Raw genomic sequence first — 19,179 nt, forward strand, 5'->3', positions numbered from 1 at the left:
ATGAATCTGAGGCATCTCGGCGCGCGTCGCCTGGGGTTTACGAGTCCGGGACAGTGGTTCCCGCTCTCGTCCCGTCGGTGCGCCCTGGCCCTGGTCGCTTCGGTCGCTACAGCACTGACCGTCGTCACCCCGGTCCAGCTGGCCGCCGCGCAGCCAGCGAACCCTGCACCGGCGCCGCAGATCACCGCCCCCGCGGCGCCCCCCACTTCACCCGCTGCGGCCCCCCAGCTGGCCCTGCGGATCGAGCCCGCCGTCGCCTTCGCGAGCAACACCACCCAAGCACAGCAGCGGCTGGATCAGCTCGTCGGAGCCCAGGTTTCTGCCCCGCAGACCGCTGTCGGGGCCGCGCCCGGTACTGCCGCTGCCGGGGCGACGTCCGGTACTGCCCCAGCCGGTCACTCGGGCCTCACTGAGGGCAGCGCCCAGGCGGCCGGATCCGCGGCCGGCCTCACCGACGCCCAGCTGACTCAGCAGCGGGTCGACGCGGCCAAGGCTGACGCGAACCGTCAGCTGCAAGACGCCCTTGAAGCCCTTGCTCGGGCGCTGTCGACCAAGAACTGCACGACCGTCAACGCCGGCCAAGGCCAGCAGGCGTCGGTCTCCTGCCCGGTCGACACGGCCGGCGCCGGCAGCTCCGGATCCACGACGGGGACCGGCATGACGGGGACCGGCACGACGGGCACTGGCACGACGGGCACTGGCACGACGGGCACTGGCACGACGGGCACTGGCACGACGGGCACCGCCACGACGGGGACCGCCACGACGGGGACCGCCACCACGGGGACCGCCACCACGGGGACCGCCACGACGGGGACCGCCACGACGGGGACCGCCACGACGGGGACCGCCACGACGGGCACTGGCACGACGGGCACTGGCACGACGGGCACTGGCACGACGGGCACTGGCACGACGGGCACTGGCACGACGGGCACTGGCACGGAGCCGATCGCCGCCGCCGCCGCCCCGGCCGCGGCTGCGACGGGTGCCTCCCTCACCGCGGGTCAGCTGGCCAGCGCGCTGGCGCAGGCAACGTCGGACTGGCAGGCGGCTGGTGGCAACACCTCGGGCATCAGCGCCAGGATCGGCGACCTGGACGGCCTCACCCTCGGTGCCACCACCGGTACAAGCATCGTCATCGTCCCGACCGCCGCAGGCTGGGGCTGGAGCGTCGACTACCCGGCCGACCCGGCGTCTGCCCACATGAGCCTGATCACCGTGCTGCGTCACGAGGTCGGGCACGCGCTCGGCCTCGATCACACCGCAACCGGCCTGATGGCCGAGTCCCTCGCGGCGGGCGACGTCCGCACCGTTGACAGCGCCCCGGCCCTCCCTGCTCCGGCCCTCGCGACTGTCCCGGCACCACCGACAGCCGCCCCCGAGACTGTTCCGGCACCAACGGCAGCCGCCCCCGAGACTGTCCCGGCACCCGCCGCCGACCCGGCCCCCTCGACCGACCCCGGCACCGGCGCTCCGGTAACCGCGATCGCCGCGGCGGACACGACGACGCAGCCCGCAACGCCGGACGCCACGACCACGGCCGGTTCCGCGACGCCCCCGGCCAGCGCCGCCACGACGACGACGACCAACTCCGTGGCGACGCCGAACACGACGACCACCAGCACGAGCACGCCGGCGACCGGCCAACCGGCCGCTCCGGTGTGGACGGTGCAGGGTGGTACTGCGACGTTGGCCGCCGCAAACGACGCCCCGATCCGCGGGACGCTCTCCTGGGCCCAGGGCGCCAACGTCGTCGTCTTCACCTCCTCGACAGGCGAGGTTGCGACACTCGGCCTCCCCGGCATCTCCGCGGTGGCCGTCCAGGGTGGTGCCAGTGACGACGCCGTCACGGTCAACCTCCAGGGTGCGCCGAGCGCGGTCGCGATCACGGTGCACGCCGGTACTGGCCTCGACTCGCTGGTCATCGGCGGAGCAACGGCAGCCGCCGCGTACCGATCGACGGCAGGCCTGCTCGAACTGCTCCGCGGCGGGCTGTCGATCACCTCCGACGGCTTCGACCAGGTCAGCGATCTCGGGTCCAGTCAGCTCACGCTGACGAGCGACGGGTCCGACCTTCACGTGGGAACCGGTGGCCCAGGCGCCGCCATGTCCGTCTCCGGGCTCAGCGGCGGCACCGTCCTCAACTTCGCGGCACCATCGGATCAGGCGCTCATCGACGCCGGCACCGGAACGATCACCGTCACCGGCGGACTCGGTTGGGCCGGCGGTTCGGCCGGGCTCACCCTGCTCGGACGTCATCTCGCGGTCGGCTCCGGAGCGAGCATCGACGTCGGCACGGGTGACCTGACGCTGTCGGCTGCCGACAGCACCGACGCGATCCGAACGGATGCGGACGCATCCGTGACCGTCACGGGCGCGAGCCTGCACGGTGGCACCATCACCCTCTCCGCGACCTCGCTCGCCGACCTGGTCGCTGCCGCTCAGCTGGCCTTCGTCCATGGTTCATCGAGCGCGCGAGCCGAGGTCATCGACTCGGTGCTGCGCGCACTCGGGGCGGTCAACGTTCTGTCCTCCTCCTGTGCGAAGGGATCGGCGATCGCCACCGGTCTCAGCGGGCACCTCGATGCCGCGCTCGACGCGGCCGTAGCCCAGGCGACGCTGCGCAGCACCTCCATCGCGCACATCGGTGGGACGAGCACCGTCGATGCGGGTGGCGCCCTGACGATCCGCGCGGTGAACCAGACCGACGCCACGTCGAGAGCGGACGCGTCCGCCGCCGATGCTGGCGCGGCCGTCGCCCAGGCACTGGTCGACCGTCTCACTCGGGCGATCCTCGACGGCCTCGGGCCGGACGGGGTTCGCGCCGCCGGTCTGGACGTGCTGGCCTCGGCGTCCGGATCAGTGGCCGCGACCTCGGTGGCGAGCCATGGCGGCGCGACCGGCAACGGCGGGTCGCTCGCACTGCTCACCGGCGGCGCCCTCGGATCCACGGCCGGGCTGCTGCCGGTCGCGGCCGTGCTGTCGCTCGGCCGGCTGAGTGGCAGCACCGATGCGACCCTGGGCTCGTCGCTCGGTCAGCTGGTCAGCCTCTGGGGTCTCGCGAGCCAGACCGTGCGCGCCATCACGAGCGACGACGTGCTCGCCGACGCCGACAGCTCCAGGTCCTCGGGTCCCGGAGCGGCGGGCGCCTTGGCGCTGGCCGATGTAGACACCGTCGCGCAGGCGGTCGGCCGCCTGCTCCTGGGAGCGCCCTCGGTCGAGGTGTCGGCCGACAACTCCGGCTCCCGCACGCGTTCGCTCGCCCAGTCCGGTGGAGGCAACGGCGGGCTCGCGATCGTCGTCAGCCGCTCGCGCACCAGCAGCAGCGTCGGGGCGAACACCACGATGAGCTCGGCATCCGGACCACTCGACCTCCTGTTGAACGCGACCTCGGACGGACGCTCCGACGCCCGGGCGAGTAGTGGCAGCACCGCCCCGGTGCTCGTCGTCCTGGTGCTCAACCGTGACACCGAGAGCGTGCTGGGCGACGGTGCGTCGCTCGCCGGGGTCCGGAACCTGACCCTGCGCACGACCACCACCGATGCGTCTACCGCCGATGCGACCGGGACAGCGTCCGGCTCAGCGGTGACGCTCTCGACGGTGAGCAGCCGAGCTCTCGTCGGATCTGGTGGTGACACGACGCTCACCGGCGACCTCACGCTGCAGGCAACGCAGGACGCGGAGGCCCACACCACCGCCTCGCAGGTGGCGGTCACCGACGCGGAGCACACCACCGACGCCCGGATCGAACGGGTGATCTCCGCCGCGGGCGCCGTGCAGATCGCGGCGACCGGCAACTCCGTCACCTCCGCTGTCACCAGCCCATGGGCGGGCGGACCACGTGTGGCAGCGGCGCTGGCCCTGCCCGCGCTCCGTTCGCTGGCCGACGCGATCGCTACCGCGCAGGGCGGGCAAGGACGAAGCTCCACCGCCCTGCCTGAACTCGGCACGGCGCCGGTCGGCTCGGTCGCGGTGAACATCGCGACCACGACGACGACCGGTGTGGTTCCCGAGGGCGTCGGGCTCTCCGGCGGTGGCCCGGTCTGGATCCCCGTCGGCAGCTCGGTGAGTGCCGCGGCCAGCGCGGGGTCCTCGGGTTCGGGCGCGGCGAACGCAGCCGGCTCGTCGATCGCGATCAACGTCGTTAACGGCCTGACCGAGGCCCGTGCCTCTCTCGAGGTGTTCAGCGCCCAGAACCTAACGGTCCACGCCGGTCGTGGACCCCCCGGCGACGACCTGACCTCGGCAACCGCGACGGCCTACCCCGGCTCCACCGCACTGAACCTCGTCAGCTCCCGCACCACGACCACCGCGCACGGTGTGACCACCACCACCGCCGACGCCGCTGGTTCGCCCGTCCCGCAGATGCCGGCCTTCACGCCGCCTGCCGGATCGGTCCTCATCTCCGCAGCACACGGTGGCACCGTCCACGCAGGCGCCGCGACCCTCAGCTTCGCAGCCGGCTCGCTGCCCTCGGACGCGTGGATCCTGATCCGCGTCCGGCCGGCGTCGCAGATCAGCATCCTGGCAACGTCCGACGTCTACGAACTGCTGGCCTTCGATGCCGCGAGCGGCGCACCGATCACCCAGTTCGCAGTGGCGCCCCGCCTGACCATCAACGTCGGTGACGCCGCTGCCTACTCGACGATCTGGTACCTGGACCCGGCCGCCGGACCGCGGCTGATCGCCTCGGGTCCGGCGGGCGCCGGTCTGGTGAGCGCCGCCCTGCCGCACTTCAGCGAGTACCTCGCCGGGTTCGTCCCGCCGCCCGCCGACGTCATCACCGCGATCGGCGCCCAGCTCGCCGCCGCGGCCGGCGCCTTCCCGTACACCAACGTGTTCGCCGCCAACCTCAGCATCGCCGGCGTCTTCAGCCTCACGACGCCGACCCTGACGATCACGTCGATGTCGGCCGACACCTCCGGCCCGACCACGCTGTACACCGGCACCGTCACCCTCACCTCCGCGGGGGCGACGATCGGTGGTGGCTTGACGCCCGCGGGTGCTCTCGGCGCGGTCACCCTGACCTATGTGCTGGCCGGGCAAGCGGCCGGCGCCGGCACGCTGACGCTCACCGCGTCCAACCTGAGCCTCACCCTCGGCTCGCTCGCCACCCTCTCCGCACCCACGGTCACGGTGACGGCGAGCTATGTCGGGACCGCCCGGCAGCTGACGATCGGGGCAGTCGGTGCGACCCTCACGGTCGGCACGGCGGCCGGCACACACGCCCAGCTGAGCAACGCGACCGTTGCCTTCGTCTCCAGGCAGACCGATCCCGCCTCGGCGGCACTGATCGCCCTGCAGGTCACCGGCACGGTGAGCCTGGCCAGCGCCGACTCGGTGACCGTCTCGTCGCCGGACTGGACGTTCGCGGTCAACGAGCTCACCGGCCTGGCCGACGCCCCGGTGAGCGTGTCGACCGGCAGCGCGACTGTCACCCTCGGACTGCCGGACACGGCGAGTGGCCTGAGTGGTTCGGGAACGTTCAGCCTCGGCAGCGGCGGCAGCATCTCGGGCAACGTCACGATCGCGGCGAGCGCCAGCGGCTTGACCGTCACGGCGAGCAACGTCAGCGCCCAGGTCTCCCTCGGTACCGCGACGCTCACGCTCTCCGGCGCCAGCGGCAGCCTGGCGCTGACCGGCAGCTCGGTCACCGGCTCCCTGACGGGAACGCTGAGCCTCACCGGCGTCGCCGGCCTGCACCTGAGCATGACCGGGTCATTGACCTTCGGCGGTGACCTGGCCACGGCCAGCACGGTCGGGGTCACGATCACCTCGGCCACTGCCACGCTCGGTGCAGGCGGCGCCTTCCTCGATGTCACCGGCACCGCGGGCACCATGACCAGGTCCGCGAATGGCGTCACCGGCAGCCTCACCGGTCAGTTCTCCCTCGGCGCGGTACCCGGTGTCGGCGCGAGCGGCTCCGGCACCGTCACACTGACCGTCGACACCAGCATCCCGTCGGTCGTGCTGAGCGTGACCGGAAGCCTGTCCGTGTTCGGCGCGCTGACGATCGCGGGCACGCTGGGCGTCACCGTCGGCTCGGGCGTCACGATCGCGGTCACCGGCCCCGGTGGTGGCAGTGGCAGCCTCACAATCGCAGCCGACGGGACGATCTCGGCCACGGCGTCCGGCACCCTGACCCTGCCGGTCACCGTCCCGGGCCTGTCCTTCACCGGCACCGGAAGCGTTGCGGTCACCTCGGGCCAGCTCCAGATCACCTCGACGGACGGCGTTCTGGCGACGCCGGTCGGCTCGGTGAGCGGATCCTTCACCGTGACCCGGGTAGCCGGCATCATCACGATCCTGGGCAGCGGCCTGCACCTGTCGGTCGGCTCGGCGTCGATCGGCGTCCAGCTGACGCTCTCCAGCTTCGAGGGGAGAATCCTGGCCGACGGCGAGCTGGCCCTGCGCGCGGTCGGCACCGTGGCCGTCCTCGGCGGCTCCGCGTTCACCGTCACCGGCAACCTCGTCGCCCAGTACAACCCGACGGACGCCGCCCTGATCCTCAGCGGCGTTTCGGTCGCCGCGCACAGCACCTCGGTGAGCGGCACCGGGTTGTCGCTGGCGTTCGGCTCGGTCAGCCTCACCGGTGACCTCAGCGTGACGCGCGATGCCAGCGGCGCCACCCCCGTCGTCAGGGTCACCGGCAGCAACCTGGCCGTCTCGATCGGCAGCGGCACCGCGCACCTGACGCTGTCGGGTGGCAGCCTCAGCCTCGTCGCAGACTCCACCGGCACCGCGCTGACCGCGGCCGGCTCGGTGGCAGTGACCGGTGGGCTCGCCGGCGTTGCCGTTTCCGGTGATCTCTCGATCGTGCGCACCACCGCGGGCGCGCTGACGATCAGCGCGACGGCGCTCCAGTTCACCCTCGGCCCCGTGACCGTCGGTGGCGGCGTCACCATCGACACCGCGAGCTCGACCATCACGCTCACCGGGGCGAGCGCGAGCATCGCCGGCCTGGCCACGATCACCGGCGTGAGCGGCACCGTCACCTTCGGCGGAGCGATCAACCTCACCGCGACGACGGCGACCGCCGCCCTCGGTGGCGCGACGCTCACCGGACCCGTCGCGATCAGCTCGACCAGCGGGATCACGATCGGCAACGGCACCACCTCGGCGACGCTGACCGTCGGCTCGCAGACGCTCACCGGGACGGTCACCCTGACGACGACGGCCGGCGTGGTCACCGTCACCGCGAGCAACATCGGCACGAGCTTCGGCGTGGCGACGATCACCGGTGGCAGCCTCGACCTCACCGTGTCGTCCGCCGGGATCGTCGGTGACCTGAGCGTCGCCAGCTGCACCATCACGCTCGGCAACCTGCCGGCCTTCACGACGGCCGCCACCGTGCATCTCGACACGACCGGCGCCGACCTCGTCGTGCGGCTGGTCATCACGGCCAGCTCGATCACGCTGCCCACCAGCCTCGGCACGATCTCGGGCACCCTGGCGATCGAGCACCAGGGCAGCACCACGGCGGTCGGCCTGTCGAACGTCACGGCCACCACCTCGGCCAGCTCCGGCGGCGTGAGGGTCACCGCAGGCAGCGGCGCGCTCGTCGTCACGGACGCCGGCGTGGCGGGCTACCTCACCGGCACGGCCACGATCTCGGGCAATACCGCCACCGTCACGGTCCGCCTGAACACGACCGGCGCAGCCGTCGACACCAGCATCGACGCCGCCGGCACCACGCTGCACATCGTCTTCGGCGCCGACGAGGGCAGCGTCTTCTCGGTCACCGTCAGCGGCAGCCTCGACGTCGGACCGGTCTCGATCGAGGGCATCGTCACCTGGACCACCGTCACCGGCGGCAACCAGGTCTTCGGCGGCACCGGCCTGACCGTGTTCTTCGGCAACGGGCCGCTCACGCTGGCGAACGGCGACCGCAACCCGCTGGCGCAGGGCCTGGTCATCACCGGTGGCACCGTCGGCATGGTCTGGAACGGCACGAGCGGCTACGCGCTGGACGTCAGCGGCGACGTGGCCCTGGTCGGCATCCCCAGCGTCGCGCTCAGCGGTGCGGTGCGACTGCGGTACAACTCGCTCGGCCCGATCACCCAGGCGATCGCGGTCGGCGCCGGGCAGATCTCGTTGACGTTCACGAGCGCCGACCTGGGGACCGTCGTCGCGACCGGCCTCACCCTCACGGTGCTCGGACAGCAGTTCACCGGTGACCTCACGTTCACCCGGGACAGCTCCGGCATCGAGGTGGCGGTGACCCACCTCCGCGCGACGCTGTCGTCGGCGGGGACGCCGTTCCTGTCCCTGAGCGGGATCAGTGGCGGCCTGCGCTTCAGCGCCGCCGGGGTCTCGACGCCTGGCGTGGCCCTCGCCGGAACGGTGACCGCCAGCTTCCCGGGTGCCGCGCTCACCGGCACCTTCAGCCTGTCGCTCGACACAGGCGCTACACCGACGTTCTCCCTCTCGGCCAGCGACGCGGTGCTCACCATCGGCGGCGCCACCCTCGGCGGCACCTTCACCTTCAACCGCCGCACCGTAAACGGTGCGGTGGTCACCGAGCTCACGATCAGCGGCGCGACGGTGACCATGGGTGCCGGCCTGCTCACGCTGAACAGTGGCGCCGGGACGCTCACCGTGGGCTCGGGCGGCCTCGGTGGCAGCTTCACCGCGACGCTCGCCTCGTCCGCGCTCGGCCTCAGCGGCGTGCTGACCGTCGACGTCGACACCGCCACTGGGCACCTGCGGGGCGAGGCGGCCAACACGACGCTGACCATCGCCGGTGGGGCGCTCACCGCCGATCTGCTCGTCGACCGGACCCTCGACGCGCAGGGCGTGGCCCAGCTGACCGTCACCGTGTCGAACGCCTCGTTCAGCGTCCCGGGCGTGGCACTGACCCACGGTTCGGGCAGCTTCACCGCGACCACCGCGGGCTACGTCGGCACCGTGTCGGGGACGGTCGCGGTCAGCATCCCGGGAGTGAGCGTCGAGGGCGCGCTGTCGCTGGCGTTCAACACCACCGCGACGACGCCCTACATCAACTTCGTCGGTACGGGACTCGCGATCGACATCGCCGGCCAGCGCATCTCCGGTGACCTCACCATGGCGAAGGACGGCAGCACCACCACCATCACGGTGGCTGGGGCGGCGCTCGACCTCGGTGGCGGGCTGCTCACGGTCACCGACGGGACGGCCACCGCGGTGGCCTCGGGCACCGCGCTGGTGAGGCTCGACCTCGGTGGCACCGTCGCCCTGTCGCTGCCCGGGTTCACCCTCTCGGGCACGGTGGACGCGAGCGTCGTCGGCTCCACCTTCGAGCTGGGCATCACCAGCGCGACGCTGTCGGCACTCGGCCTCGAACTGCACGGCGACGTCACCGTCATCAGCGGCACCGCCGCCGACGGCAGCCGCACGTTGAGCGTCACGATCAGCAACACCGACGGCGCGGTGGTTGCGGGCGGTACCAACCTGCTCTCGATCGCCGGCGCGGTCACCGTCGCCGACGGCAGCGGCACGGTCAGCCTGTCGTCGGCCGGCGTGGTCGGCAGCCTCACGCTGAGCGGCGTGACCTTCCAGGCCAGCCTCCCGTTCAGCGGTTCGGTGGGCACGCTCGCGCTGACCTTCGCGCCCGGCTCGGTGGCGGTCACCGTCGTCGGCGGCAGCCTGACGGTCGGCGCCTTCACCCTCTCCGGCAACTTCGGCGTGAGCAACGCCGGCGCGTCCACGGTGCTCGGGTTCACCAACGTCACCGTCAGCGACGGCACGAACAACATCATCACCGGCGGAGAGGGGTCCCTCGTCGTAGACCCGGACGCCAACGCCGGTGTGGCGGGCTACTTCACCGGCACACTTCAGGTCACGGGCTCGGGCGTCAGCGCCGGCGCCACCGTCATGGTTCGCGTCAACGCCACGAAGCACGCGGTCGAGAAGAGCATCCTCATCGGCGGCCGCGCCGTCGCTATCAGCTTCGCCGACCCGGGCAACCTCAACGTCTTCGAGTACACGATCTCCGACCTGTCCCTCGACATCGGCGGGTTCCTCACCGTCAAGGGCAACATCACCCTCCAGGACGTGACGCTGGCGAGTGGCCAGGCCGCGAAGGTGTTCGCCGGCCAAGGCCTGCAGGTCTTCATCGGCCAGGGCCCGGCGTTCCTCGGCGGCGGTGCGCTCAACCCGCTCGCCACCGGCGTGCTGCTCACCGACGCGACGATCGGCCTGGTGCAGATCAACGGCGCCACGACCACGTTCGCCTTCACCGCGCAGGGCACCGTCTCGCTGCTCGGCGTCCCGGGCATCACACTGACGGGCACGGCGCAGGCGCGCGTCAACACCACTGGCCTGGCGATCAACCAGATGATCAGCATCCCGGGAAGCACCGCCGACCCGGTCGGCGTGGTCTTCGCTGACACCTCACGCGTCACCACCTTCGCCCTCACCGCCGCGCACATCGGCGTGTTGGGTCAGGTGCTCACCGCCAGTCTCGCCATCGACAAGACCGCCGACGGCCTCGTCCTCGCCGCGCAGAACCTCTCGCTCACCGTGGACGGCTCGGCCTCGCTGACCAACGGTTCCGGGTTCCTCGTGCTCGGCCCGAGCGGTCTCGCGGCCCAGGTCTCCGGCACCCTCTCGCTGACGGTTCCGGGCGTCGGCTTCACCACCGGCCTGAGCCTCGCGATCAACACCACCGGTGCCGCGGTCAGCCGCACGGTGTCCCTCGGGTCGAGCACGGCGCACCTGGACCTGCCCACCGGCCCGTACCTGCGCTTCGACGGCACCGGCATGACGCTGACGGTCCTGGGTCAGACGCTGACCGCCGACATGGCGGTCGAGCGGACCGTCGACGCCAGCAACGTCCCGGTCACCGTCATCGGCCTCTCGCACGTCGGCTTCTCCATCGGCACGGGCACCTACGGCGTGCAGCTCGTCGGCGGCTCCGGTCTGCTCGTCGTCACCGCGGCCGGAATCGTCGGGCAGATCAGCGGGCAGGTGGCGTTGGCGCTGCCCGCCGGTGTCTCCGCGTCCGGTGGGCTGAGCCTCGAACTGAACACCACGTCCGGCGCGGTCCACCAGACGATCAGGGTCGGTGGATCGGACATCACCGTCGACGTCCCCGGCGGGCCGTACCTGCGCTTCGAGGCGGCCGGCCTGACCCTCACCGTGCTCGGCCAGCGCATCACCGGCGACTTCGCCTTCGACAGCGTCACCACCTCCGGCGGCGCCGCGCGGATCCGGGTCGCCGCCACCAACGTCGCCATCGACCTCGCCGGTGCGGTATCGGTGCGCAACGGTTCGCTGCTGCTGCTGATCACCCCGTCCGGGCTCGCCGGCCAGGGCAGCGGCACGATCACGGTCACCGTGCCGCAGGTCGTCGTCACCGGGTCGCTCAGCGTCCAGATCAGCACCATCGGGCACCCGGTCGACGAGACCTTCGTCGTCGCGGGCGTGCCGGTGACCCTGGCGCTTCCGGTCACCGGGCCGTACCTGCGCGTCAAGGGCACCGGGCTCAGCATCAGCATCCTCGGCCAGACGCTCTCGGTTGACCTCACCTTGACGCGGCGCACTGACGCCGCCGGACGGTCGGTGATCGACGTCGTCGGGGAGAACCTGGTGCTCGTCATGGGTGACGGCGCGGCCACGGCGACGTTCACCCAGACCGGTACGGCCACGCTGACCATCGATGCGGCCGGCCTGCGCGGCACCGTCGGGATGACCGCCGGGATCACCCTTCCCGGCGCCTCGCTGACGGGCACGCTGAGGCTCAGCTTCGACACCACGACCGGCGCGCTGGAGGTCACCGGCACGGCCATCACGATCGGCGTGCTGGGTCAGACCTTCACCGCCGACGTGCTCGTGCAGCAGGCGACCACATCGACCGGGCGCGTCGTCACGATCGGGCTCTCCGGCGTCATGGTCAGCCTCGGCGGCTTCGTCTCCCTCAGCAACGGCTCGGGCCTCATCGTCATCGGCGGGGGCGGTATCGCGGGCAGCATCGCCGGCACGCTGTCGGTGACGGCATCGAGCCTGCTCAGCATCTCCGGCCGGTTCGAGCTGGCGATCAACACTTCGAGGACCGAGGCGCAGCAGCACCTGCTCGTCGGCGGCGGGAGTGTGGACCTCGACGTTCCGGCCGGGCCGTACCTGCGCATCTCCGGCACCGGTGTCGTGGCCACCGTCCTGGGCGAGACCCTCAGCGGCGACTTCGTGCTGGAGAACAGCGGCGCGACCGTGCACGTCACCGCGGCCAACGTCCGGCTGCTGATCGGTGACGGCAACCGGGCCCTGGTCCGGCTGACCGGTGGTTCGGCCGACCTGACGCTCGGTACCGCGCTCACCGGGTCGGTGCAGGGCACCGTTGAGCTGGTCGGCATCCCCGGGGTGGCGATCAGCGGCACGCTGCGGGCCCAGTTCGACTCCGCAGCCGTCTCGCCGAACCCGACTGTCGTCATTACCGGCACGAACGTCGTCATCGGCCTCGCCGGCCTCGCCCTGACCGCCGGGCAGATCACGTTCAGCAAGGGCGCCGGCATCGTGAAGCTCGCGGTCGCCAACGGCGAGATCTCGCTCGGGGCGGGCGGCGACCCCCTGGTGCGGGCCACCCACCTCGACGGCCAGCTGACGATCACCAGCGGCAGTGGCGCCGGCGTGTACGGATCCATCAGCGGCGACGTCGCCGTGGACGTCCCGGGCGTGTCGTTCTCCGGTGCGATGAACGTCCAGGTCAACACGACGACGGCCACACAGACGGTCGGTACGGCCATCCTGGCCGCGCGGCTCTTCCAGATCACCGCCACCAACGCACTGCTCGTCATCGGCGGCCAGTCCATCGGCGGCACGTTCACCGTCACGGTCACCCACACGCCCGGCCTGGACGGCACGCTGGGCAACGCCGACGACGGCCGCTCAGTGCTCGTCACGGTGACAGACCTCACCCTGCAGATCGGCGCCATCGTCAACGTCACCGCGGCCCACCACTGGGGCGGTGCGATCCTCGTGACCAACGCGGGTGTCGCGGCCAACTTCACGGGGAACCTGACCGCGGGCGGCGTCAGCATCTTCACGTTGCCCTCGTCGATCACGCTCGCCGGCGCCGTCGCGCTGCAGATCAACACCGGCGCCAACGTGGTTGACGTCACCTACGGCGACGACGCGGCGACGCAGCAGACCCTGTCGGCCCCGGCCGGACCGTTCCTGCGCCTGTCGCTGACCTCGGCCACGCTGACCGTCTCCGGGATCGGGTTCGCCGGGAGCTTCGTCGTCGAGCGGAGTGTGCAGCCGGGCTTCCAGGCTGCCAGCGTCACGGTCACGCTGCACGAGAGCGCGATGGCGACGGGCGACCTCAACCACGACGGCTTCGGCGACCTGCTCATCGGCACGAGCGATACCGGTACTTACCACGTGCTGCTGGGCGGAGCGTCGTCCACAGCAGGCGCACCGGACATGCTGACCTACACCGCGCCGGCCTCGCTGCCGGCGCTCACCGGCGGCGCGGTCGCGGTCGCGGTGGCTGACATGAACAACGACGGCTGGCTCGACCTGATCGTCGTCGGAGCGACCTCCAGCGGCGTGGGCAGCACCTACGTCCTGCGCAACCTGGGCGCGAACGCCTCCGGTGCGTGGCTCGGCTTCGCCAACACCCCGAACGGCACCGCGGCCGGCTCGGCGATGACCCTCAGCACCCCCAACGCGACGGCGGTCACCGTCGGTGACGTCACCGGGGACGGCTTCGCCGACATCGTGGTCGGCATCAACACCACCGGAACCGCGAACGACTCGACGAAGGTGTTCGCCGGCACCGTCACGGCCGCCGCACCGTTCACCTGGACCGGAGTGAGCACCACCGCCGCCGCGACGCTCACCACCGCCACCGACGTGACCGCGCTGGCCCTGGCCAAGGTGAACAACGACGGCCGCCTCGACCTGTTCGTCGGCTCGAGCGGCGGCGACCGCTACTACATCAACCAGGGCGGCGCCGCGTCCTGGTCCGGCTTCGGCGCCAGGATCGACCCGACGACCCCCGCGCACAGCGTCGCGCTCGCCGTGGGCGACGTGAACGGCGACGGGCTCGACGACATCGTCGGCGCCGTCAACGGCGGCCCGTCGGTCGTGTACTCGAACCTGTCTGGCACCGCCTCGGCCGCCCCGTGGCTCGCCGCTCCGGCCGCCCTCGCCGCCACCCCTGCCACTCCCGCCGCGACTGGCATCGCCGTCGGCGACGTCGACGGCGACGGCCGGCTCGACGTCGTGTTGACCACGGCCACCGCGACCTGGCTTTACCACAACCACGGGTGCAACGCCTCGGGGACGAACTGCTTCGACGCCGGCACCCAGATCCTGACCACTGGCGGGCTGGGTGTCGCGATCCGCAACGTCGACACCGACGCCGACGCCGACGTCCTGCTCTTCGGCGGCACCAGCCGGGCCGTCCAGCAGGTGCCGGTCTCCTCCACCGTGATCGGCCTGACCGGCGTCACCGTGAGCCTCACACCGAGCACCGGCGACGGCTCCGGAGCCGGTGCGAGCGCGCTGAGCATCACCAACGTGCGCGGCGCGTTCGTCCTGGTCCCCGCTGTCGGCGGCACGGGCGCCGGCGTCGCAGGTACCTTCGCCGGCTCGCTGTCGGCCACCGCCGGCGGCTTCAACGCCGCCGCCACCGCCGCCGTGCGGTTCAACAGCAGCACCCAGGCGGTCGACGTGACGATCACCGTCGACGGCGACGACATCCCGGTGACGTTCAGCGGCACCGAGGTCGCGGCCAGCGCCAGCAGCCCGTTCATCGCGGTGTCGGGCTCAGGGACGATCGTCATTGCCGGCTTCATCCAGCTGTCCGGCGGCTACAGCGCCGGGACGATCACCGACGGCACGGTGTTCATCGGAAGTGGCCCGCCGTTCCTGGACGACCACACGACGCCGAACCCGAACGCCGAGGGCCTGCTCATCACCGGCGTGAACGGCACCTACGACAGCACGACGCACGCGCTCAACGCCGCGGGCACGATCAGCATCGTCGGGATCAACGGGCTGACCTTCCGCGGCACCGTCCAGCTGAGGTACGACGGCACGAACGCGAGCGTCGCAGGCAACCTGACGTTCGGCGTGCCGGGCCTGAGCCTCTCCGGCAGCTTCGGCATCACGCACAGCGCAGCGACCGGTGTCTTCACCCTGACCCTGGGTACGGGAGTGACGGTGCCCGGCGGCACGTCGCAGGCGGTGGTGCTGAACCTCGGCACGCCCGTCGGCGGCGTCCACCCGGTCGCGGTCACGATCACCACCGGCACGCTGATCTTCAATCGGGACGGCGTCATCGCCTCGCTCACCGCCTCGGTCGACCTGAACCTGCCCGGGATCATCCAGGCCGGCATCGCCGCATCGGTGCAGCTCAACACGACAGGCAGCGACGACCCGACGACCGGCGTCGCAGCCGGCACCGTCCGTGTCGTCCTCGGAACCACGCTGCACCCGGTCACCCTGACGGTCAGCACCGAGTCGCTCGTGGGTGTCTTCGCCTTCGAGCAGGTGACCGTGCCGCCGCCGGCCGGCTCGGCACCTGGCACGGCGGCGACCAAGCAGATCCGCGTCGCGGTGACCACCGTGTCGTTGACCCTCGGGCCCGTGGTCCTGACCGACGGCTCGGGCGCGATGGTGGTCACGGCCACCGGTGTGGCGGCGCGGTTCCACGGTCACGTCGCGCTGAACGTCACGGGCGTGCAGATCGACAGCTCTCTCACGCTGTCGATCAACACCGGCACCACTGACGTCTCGGCCCAGGTCGACCTCGGCGCCCAGACCGTCTCCCTCGTGCTACCGGCCGGGCCCTACCTGCGGTTCGAGGCGACCGGGCTGACGCTGACCATCGCTGGCCAGCACCTCGCGGCCGACGTCGTGATCACCAAGGCCAGCGGCACGACGAGCATCGCGCTGAGCAACGTGAGCCTCTCGCTCGGCAGCGGTACCACTCCGATCATCTCCATCACCCAGGGCACCGCGAACCTGACGCTTGCCGCCGCGGGCATCGTCGGTGACGTGGCGGGCACCGTGTCGGTGCTGCTGCCCGGTGTACAGGTGACCGGCATCCTCGCGCTGCACATCGACACCACCGGCGCCGGCATGGTCGCGATCACCGGTACGGCGATCTCCTTCACCATCGCCGGCCAGAGGCTCACCGTCGCCACGTTGTCGTTCACCCAGGCCACCGACGCGACCGGCGCGAAGACGGTCACCGTCTCGCTCACTGGTGCGGTGCTCTCGCTTCCCGGCCTGGCCGACATCACGCTCGGTGGCACCCTCGTCGCCTCGCCGGCGGGCGTGGCCGGGGTGCTCACGCTCACCCTCGGCAGCATCACCCTCGGCACAGCCACCCTGACGGGCAGCTTCAAGGTCGAGGTCAACACCGGCGCCCAGGCAGTGCAGATCGGCTCGGATCGCCTGGAGGCGGGCCCCTACTTCCGCATCGACGGCTCGCCGCTCACGCTGACGATCGGAACGGTCACCCTGGTCGGCTCCTTCGCGATCCAGCGCACCGCGTTCGGCGGCGCCAGCGAGACCGCGTTCGCGGTGTCGGGTGTGGCGCTGACGATGGGCGGCGCCGCGCTCATGAGTGACGTCCACGGGCTGCTGGTCATGGTGCCGGCGAGCGCAGGCTCGACGGGCGGCCTGGCGGCTGAGCTGTCGGGCGCCGTCAACCTGTCGTCGCTGCTGCCCCCCAGCGTCCAGATCAGCGGCACCTTCTCCCTCGCGATCAACCAGACGTCGGCGAGAGTGCAGCAGCGCCTGACCGTGGGCGACGAGACGGACTCGATCGACCTGGTCGGCGGACCGTACCTGCGGGTCGAGGCCACCGACGTCACGCTGTCGATCGGCGGGCAGACCCTGACCGGCAACGTCTCGTTCGAGCGGGCGACCAGCGGCTCCGGCGCCAGCGCAACCACCGTGACCGTGCTCGCGGTGTCGAACTTCGCGCTCAGCCTCGGCGGCGTCCTGACGCTCGCCAATGGCCAGGGCGCCTTCGTGATCGGCGCCGCGGGCATGGCCGGATCGGTCAGCGGAACCGTCGAGCTGAACGTCCCCGGCGTGGACCTGTCCGGCGACCTGCGGCTGGAGCTCAACACCGGCACGGCGACGGTCACGGTGCCTGACGTGACCCTCGGCGGTGTGGTCATCGCCGGGGGCGACCTCGACGCCGCCCTAGCCTTCCGCGGTACCGGAGTCGCGCTCGTCGTCGGTGGCCAGCGTATCGGCGGCGACATGTCCTTCAGGCGGACGGGCACCGGCGCGGCTGCGGTCACGACGCTCTCGATCACGAACCTCGACGTGTTCTTCGGTGACGACGGCGGTACGTCGGTGACCACCGACGACAAGGGCGTCGCGCTCACCGGTGGCGGAGACATCAAGATCACCGCGGCGGGCATCGCGGCCAACTTCACGGCGAACGTCGAGCTGCGGGGCATCGATAGCACCGTCCTCGCCCTCACCGGCCTCTCCGGGACGCTGGAGATCAACACCACCGCGGCCCCGGCGACGGTGGGAACCGACCCGAACACGGTGACCCTGCCGGCCGGCCCGTACGTCCGGTTCCAGCTCGGCACGATCGCCACGCCGGTCACGATCGGTATCGGATCCTTCCTGTCCGTGCAGGGTGTCTTCTTCTTCGAGAAGTCGGCCACGCCGGGTGTGGACGGCAAGCTCGGCACCACCGACGACGGTTCGCAGCTCAAGATCGGCGCGGTCGACGTCTCGGTGTTCGTCGGTGACGACAACAACACCCACTTCACCGGCGCGAACCCGACCGCCAAGAACGACGACACCGGCTTCTGGCTGACCACCGGCAGTGCGCTGCTGCTGCTCGGCGGCACCGGTTTCGCCGGGCACATCTCGGCCGGCGCGGCGCTGTTCCTCGGCAGTGGCGTGGCCGCCTCGGTGGACGAGATCAGCCTCGACATCAACCAGCGCACCGTCGCGGTCAACGAATTGTTCGTCGTGGACGGCACGACGTTCGCCCTCCACCTGCCCGCGGGCAAGTACCTGGAGGTCGCGGCCACGGGAATCAACATCACGATCGGCGGTCAGAGGCTGCACGCCGACGTGAGCATCGAGAAGATCAGCACCAGCTCGGTGAACACGCTGACCATCTCGTTCGCCAACGTGAGCCTGGCCCTCGGTCCGCCGGGCGCTCCGGTCGTGTCGATCAGCAACGGCGCGGGAACGTTCACCGTCCTGCCGGGTGGCATCGCGGGCAGCATGTCCGTCGACCTCGCGCTGAACGTCCCCGGCGTCACGCTGTCGGGTACCTTCGCGCTCGAGCTGAACACGACGGCGACCTCGCAGCTGGTGGGCAGCGTGACGATCGCGCGGGGCATCAAGATCATTGCCACCAACGTCGTGCTCGGCATCGCCGGGCAGCGCCTCACCGGTGCCTTCACCGTCCAGCAGGACCCGGTGACGAAGGAGATCGCACTTGCCCTGAGCGTCAAGCTCGAGCTCGGCAACGGCGCGCAGACCCTGCTCAGCGTGGCGATCAGCGGCGTCGTACTGGTGACGCCCAGCGGTGTGGCTGCCGACCTGACCGGAACGCTGACGCTCGGAACGTCGCTGGCCACGACGCTCGGCACCAACGTCGGCCTGGGCAGCGGGCTGAGCGTCCGCGTGCAGATCAACACCGGCAACAGCGCCGTCACCAACCACCTGATCACGCTCGACGGCGCGCCCTACACGATCAGCGTCCCGGTGGGCCCGTACCTGAACATCCAGGCCGGGACGCCGAGCTCGCCGGTGTCGCTGACCATCTTCGGCCAGCAACTGGGCGGCGTCTTCACCTTCGAGCAGAAGACCACCGCTGCCGGCACGAAGGTCGTGACGATCGGATTCACCGGCGTCACGCTGTTCCTCGGCCAGCCCGCTGATGCCACGGCTTCTCCGGCCGTTACCCAGATGGGGCTGCAGCTCAGCCACGGCCACGGCGCCTTCATCCTCCAGCCCGGTGGCCTGGCCGGCTCCATCACCGCGGACGTGGCCACCATCGGCATGCCGTCCGACTTCCCGACCGTCAGCGGCACCGTCGCCCTCGAGGTCAACACGACGACCCGGGCCGTCAACCAGACCGTCGACGTCGGCGGCACGCCGGTAACCGTGAACGTCCCGGCTGGTCCGTATCTGCGGGCCAGCGCGACGAACCTGGTTCTTGAACTCGGCAGCTACCGCCTCAGCGGCAACTTCCTGTTC

Annotated in this window: 1 protein-coding gene (only partly in view); it reads left to right on the top strand. The window is 71.3% G+C overall.

Annotation, left to right across the window (positions count from 1 at the left end; all coding sequences use genetic code 11):
• Positions 1-19,179, top strand: partial view of an FG-GAP-like repeat-containing protein gene (locus tag RHODO2019_RS06535; RefSeq protein ID WP_265384186.1) — the beginning only. It continues 22,629 nt past the right edge of the window; only the first 19,179 of its 41,808 coding nucleotides appear in the window; it begins with the start codon at positions 1-3; its stop codon lies beyond the right edge, outside the window.

The sequence above is a fragment of the Rhodococcus antarcticus genome (assembly GCF_026153295.1).
GTDB classification, from domain to species: Bacteria; Actinomycetota; Actinomycetes; order Mycobacteriales; family Mycobacteriaceae; genus Rhodococcus_D; species Rhodococcus_D antarcticus.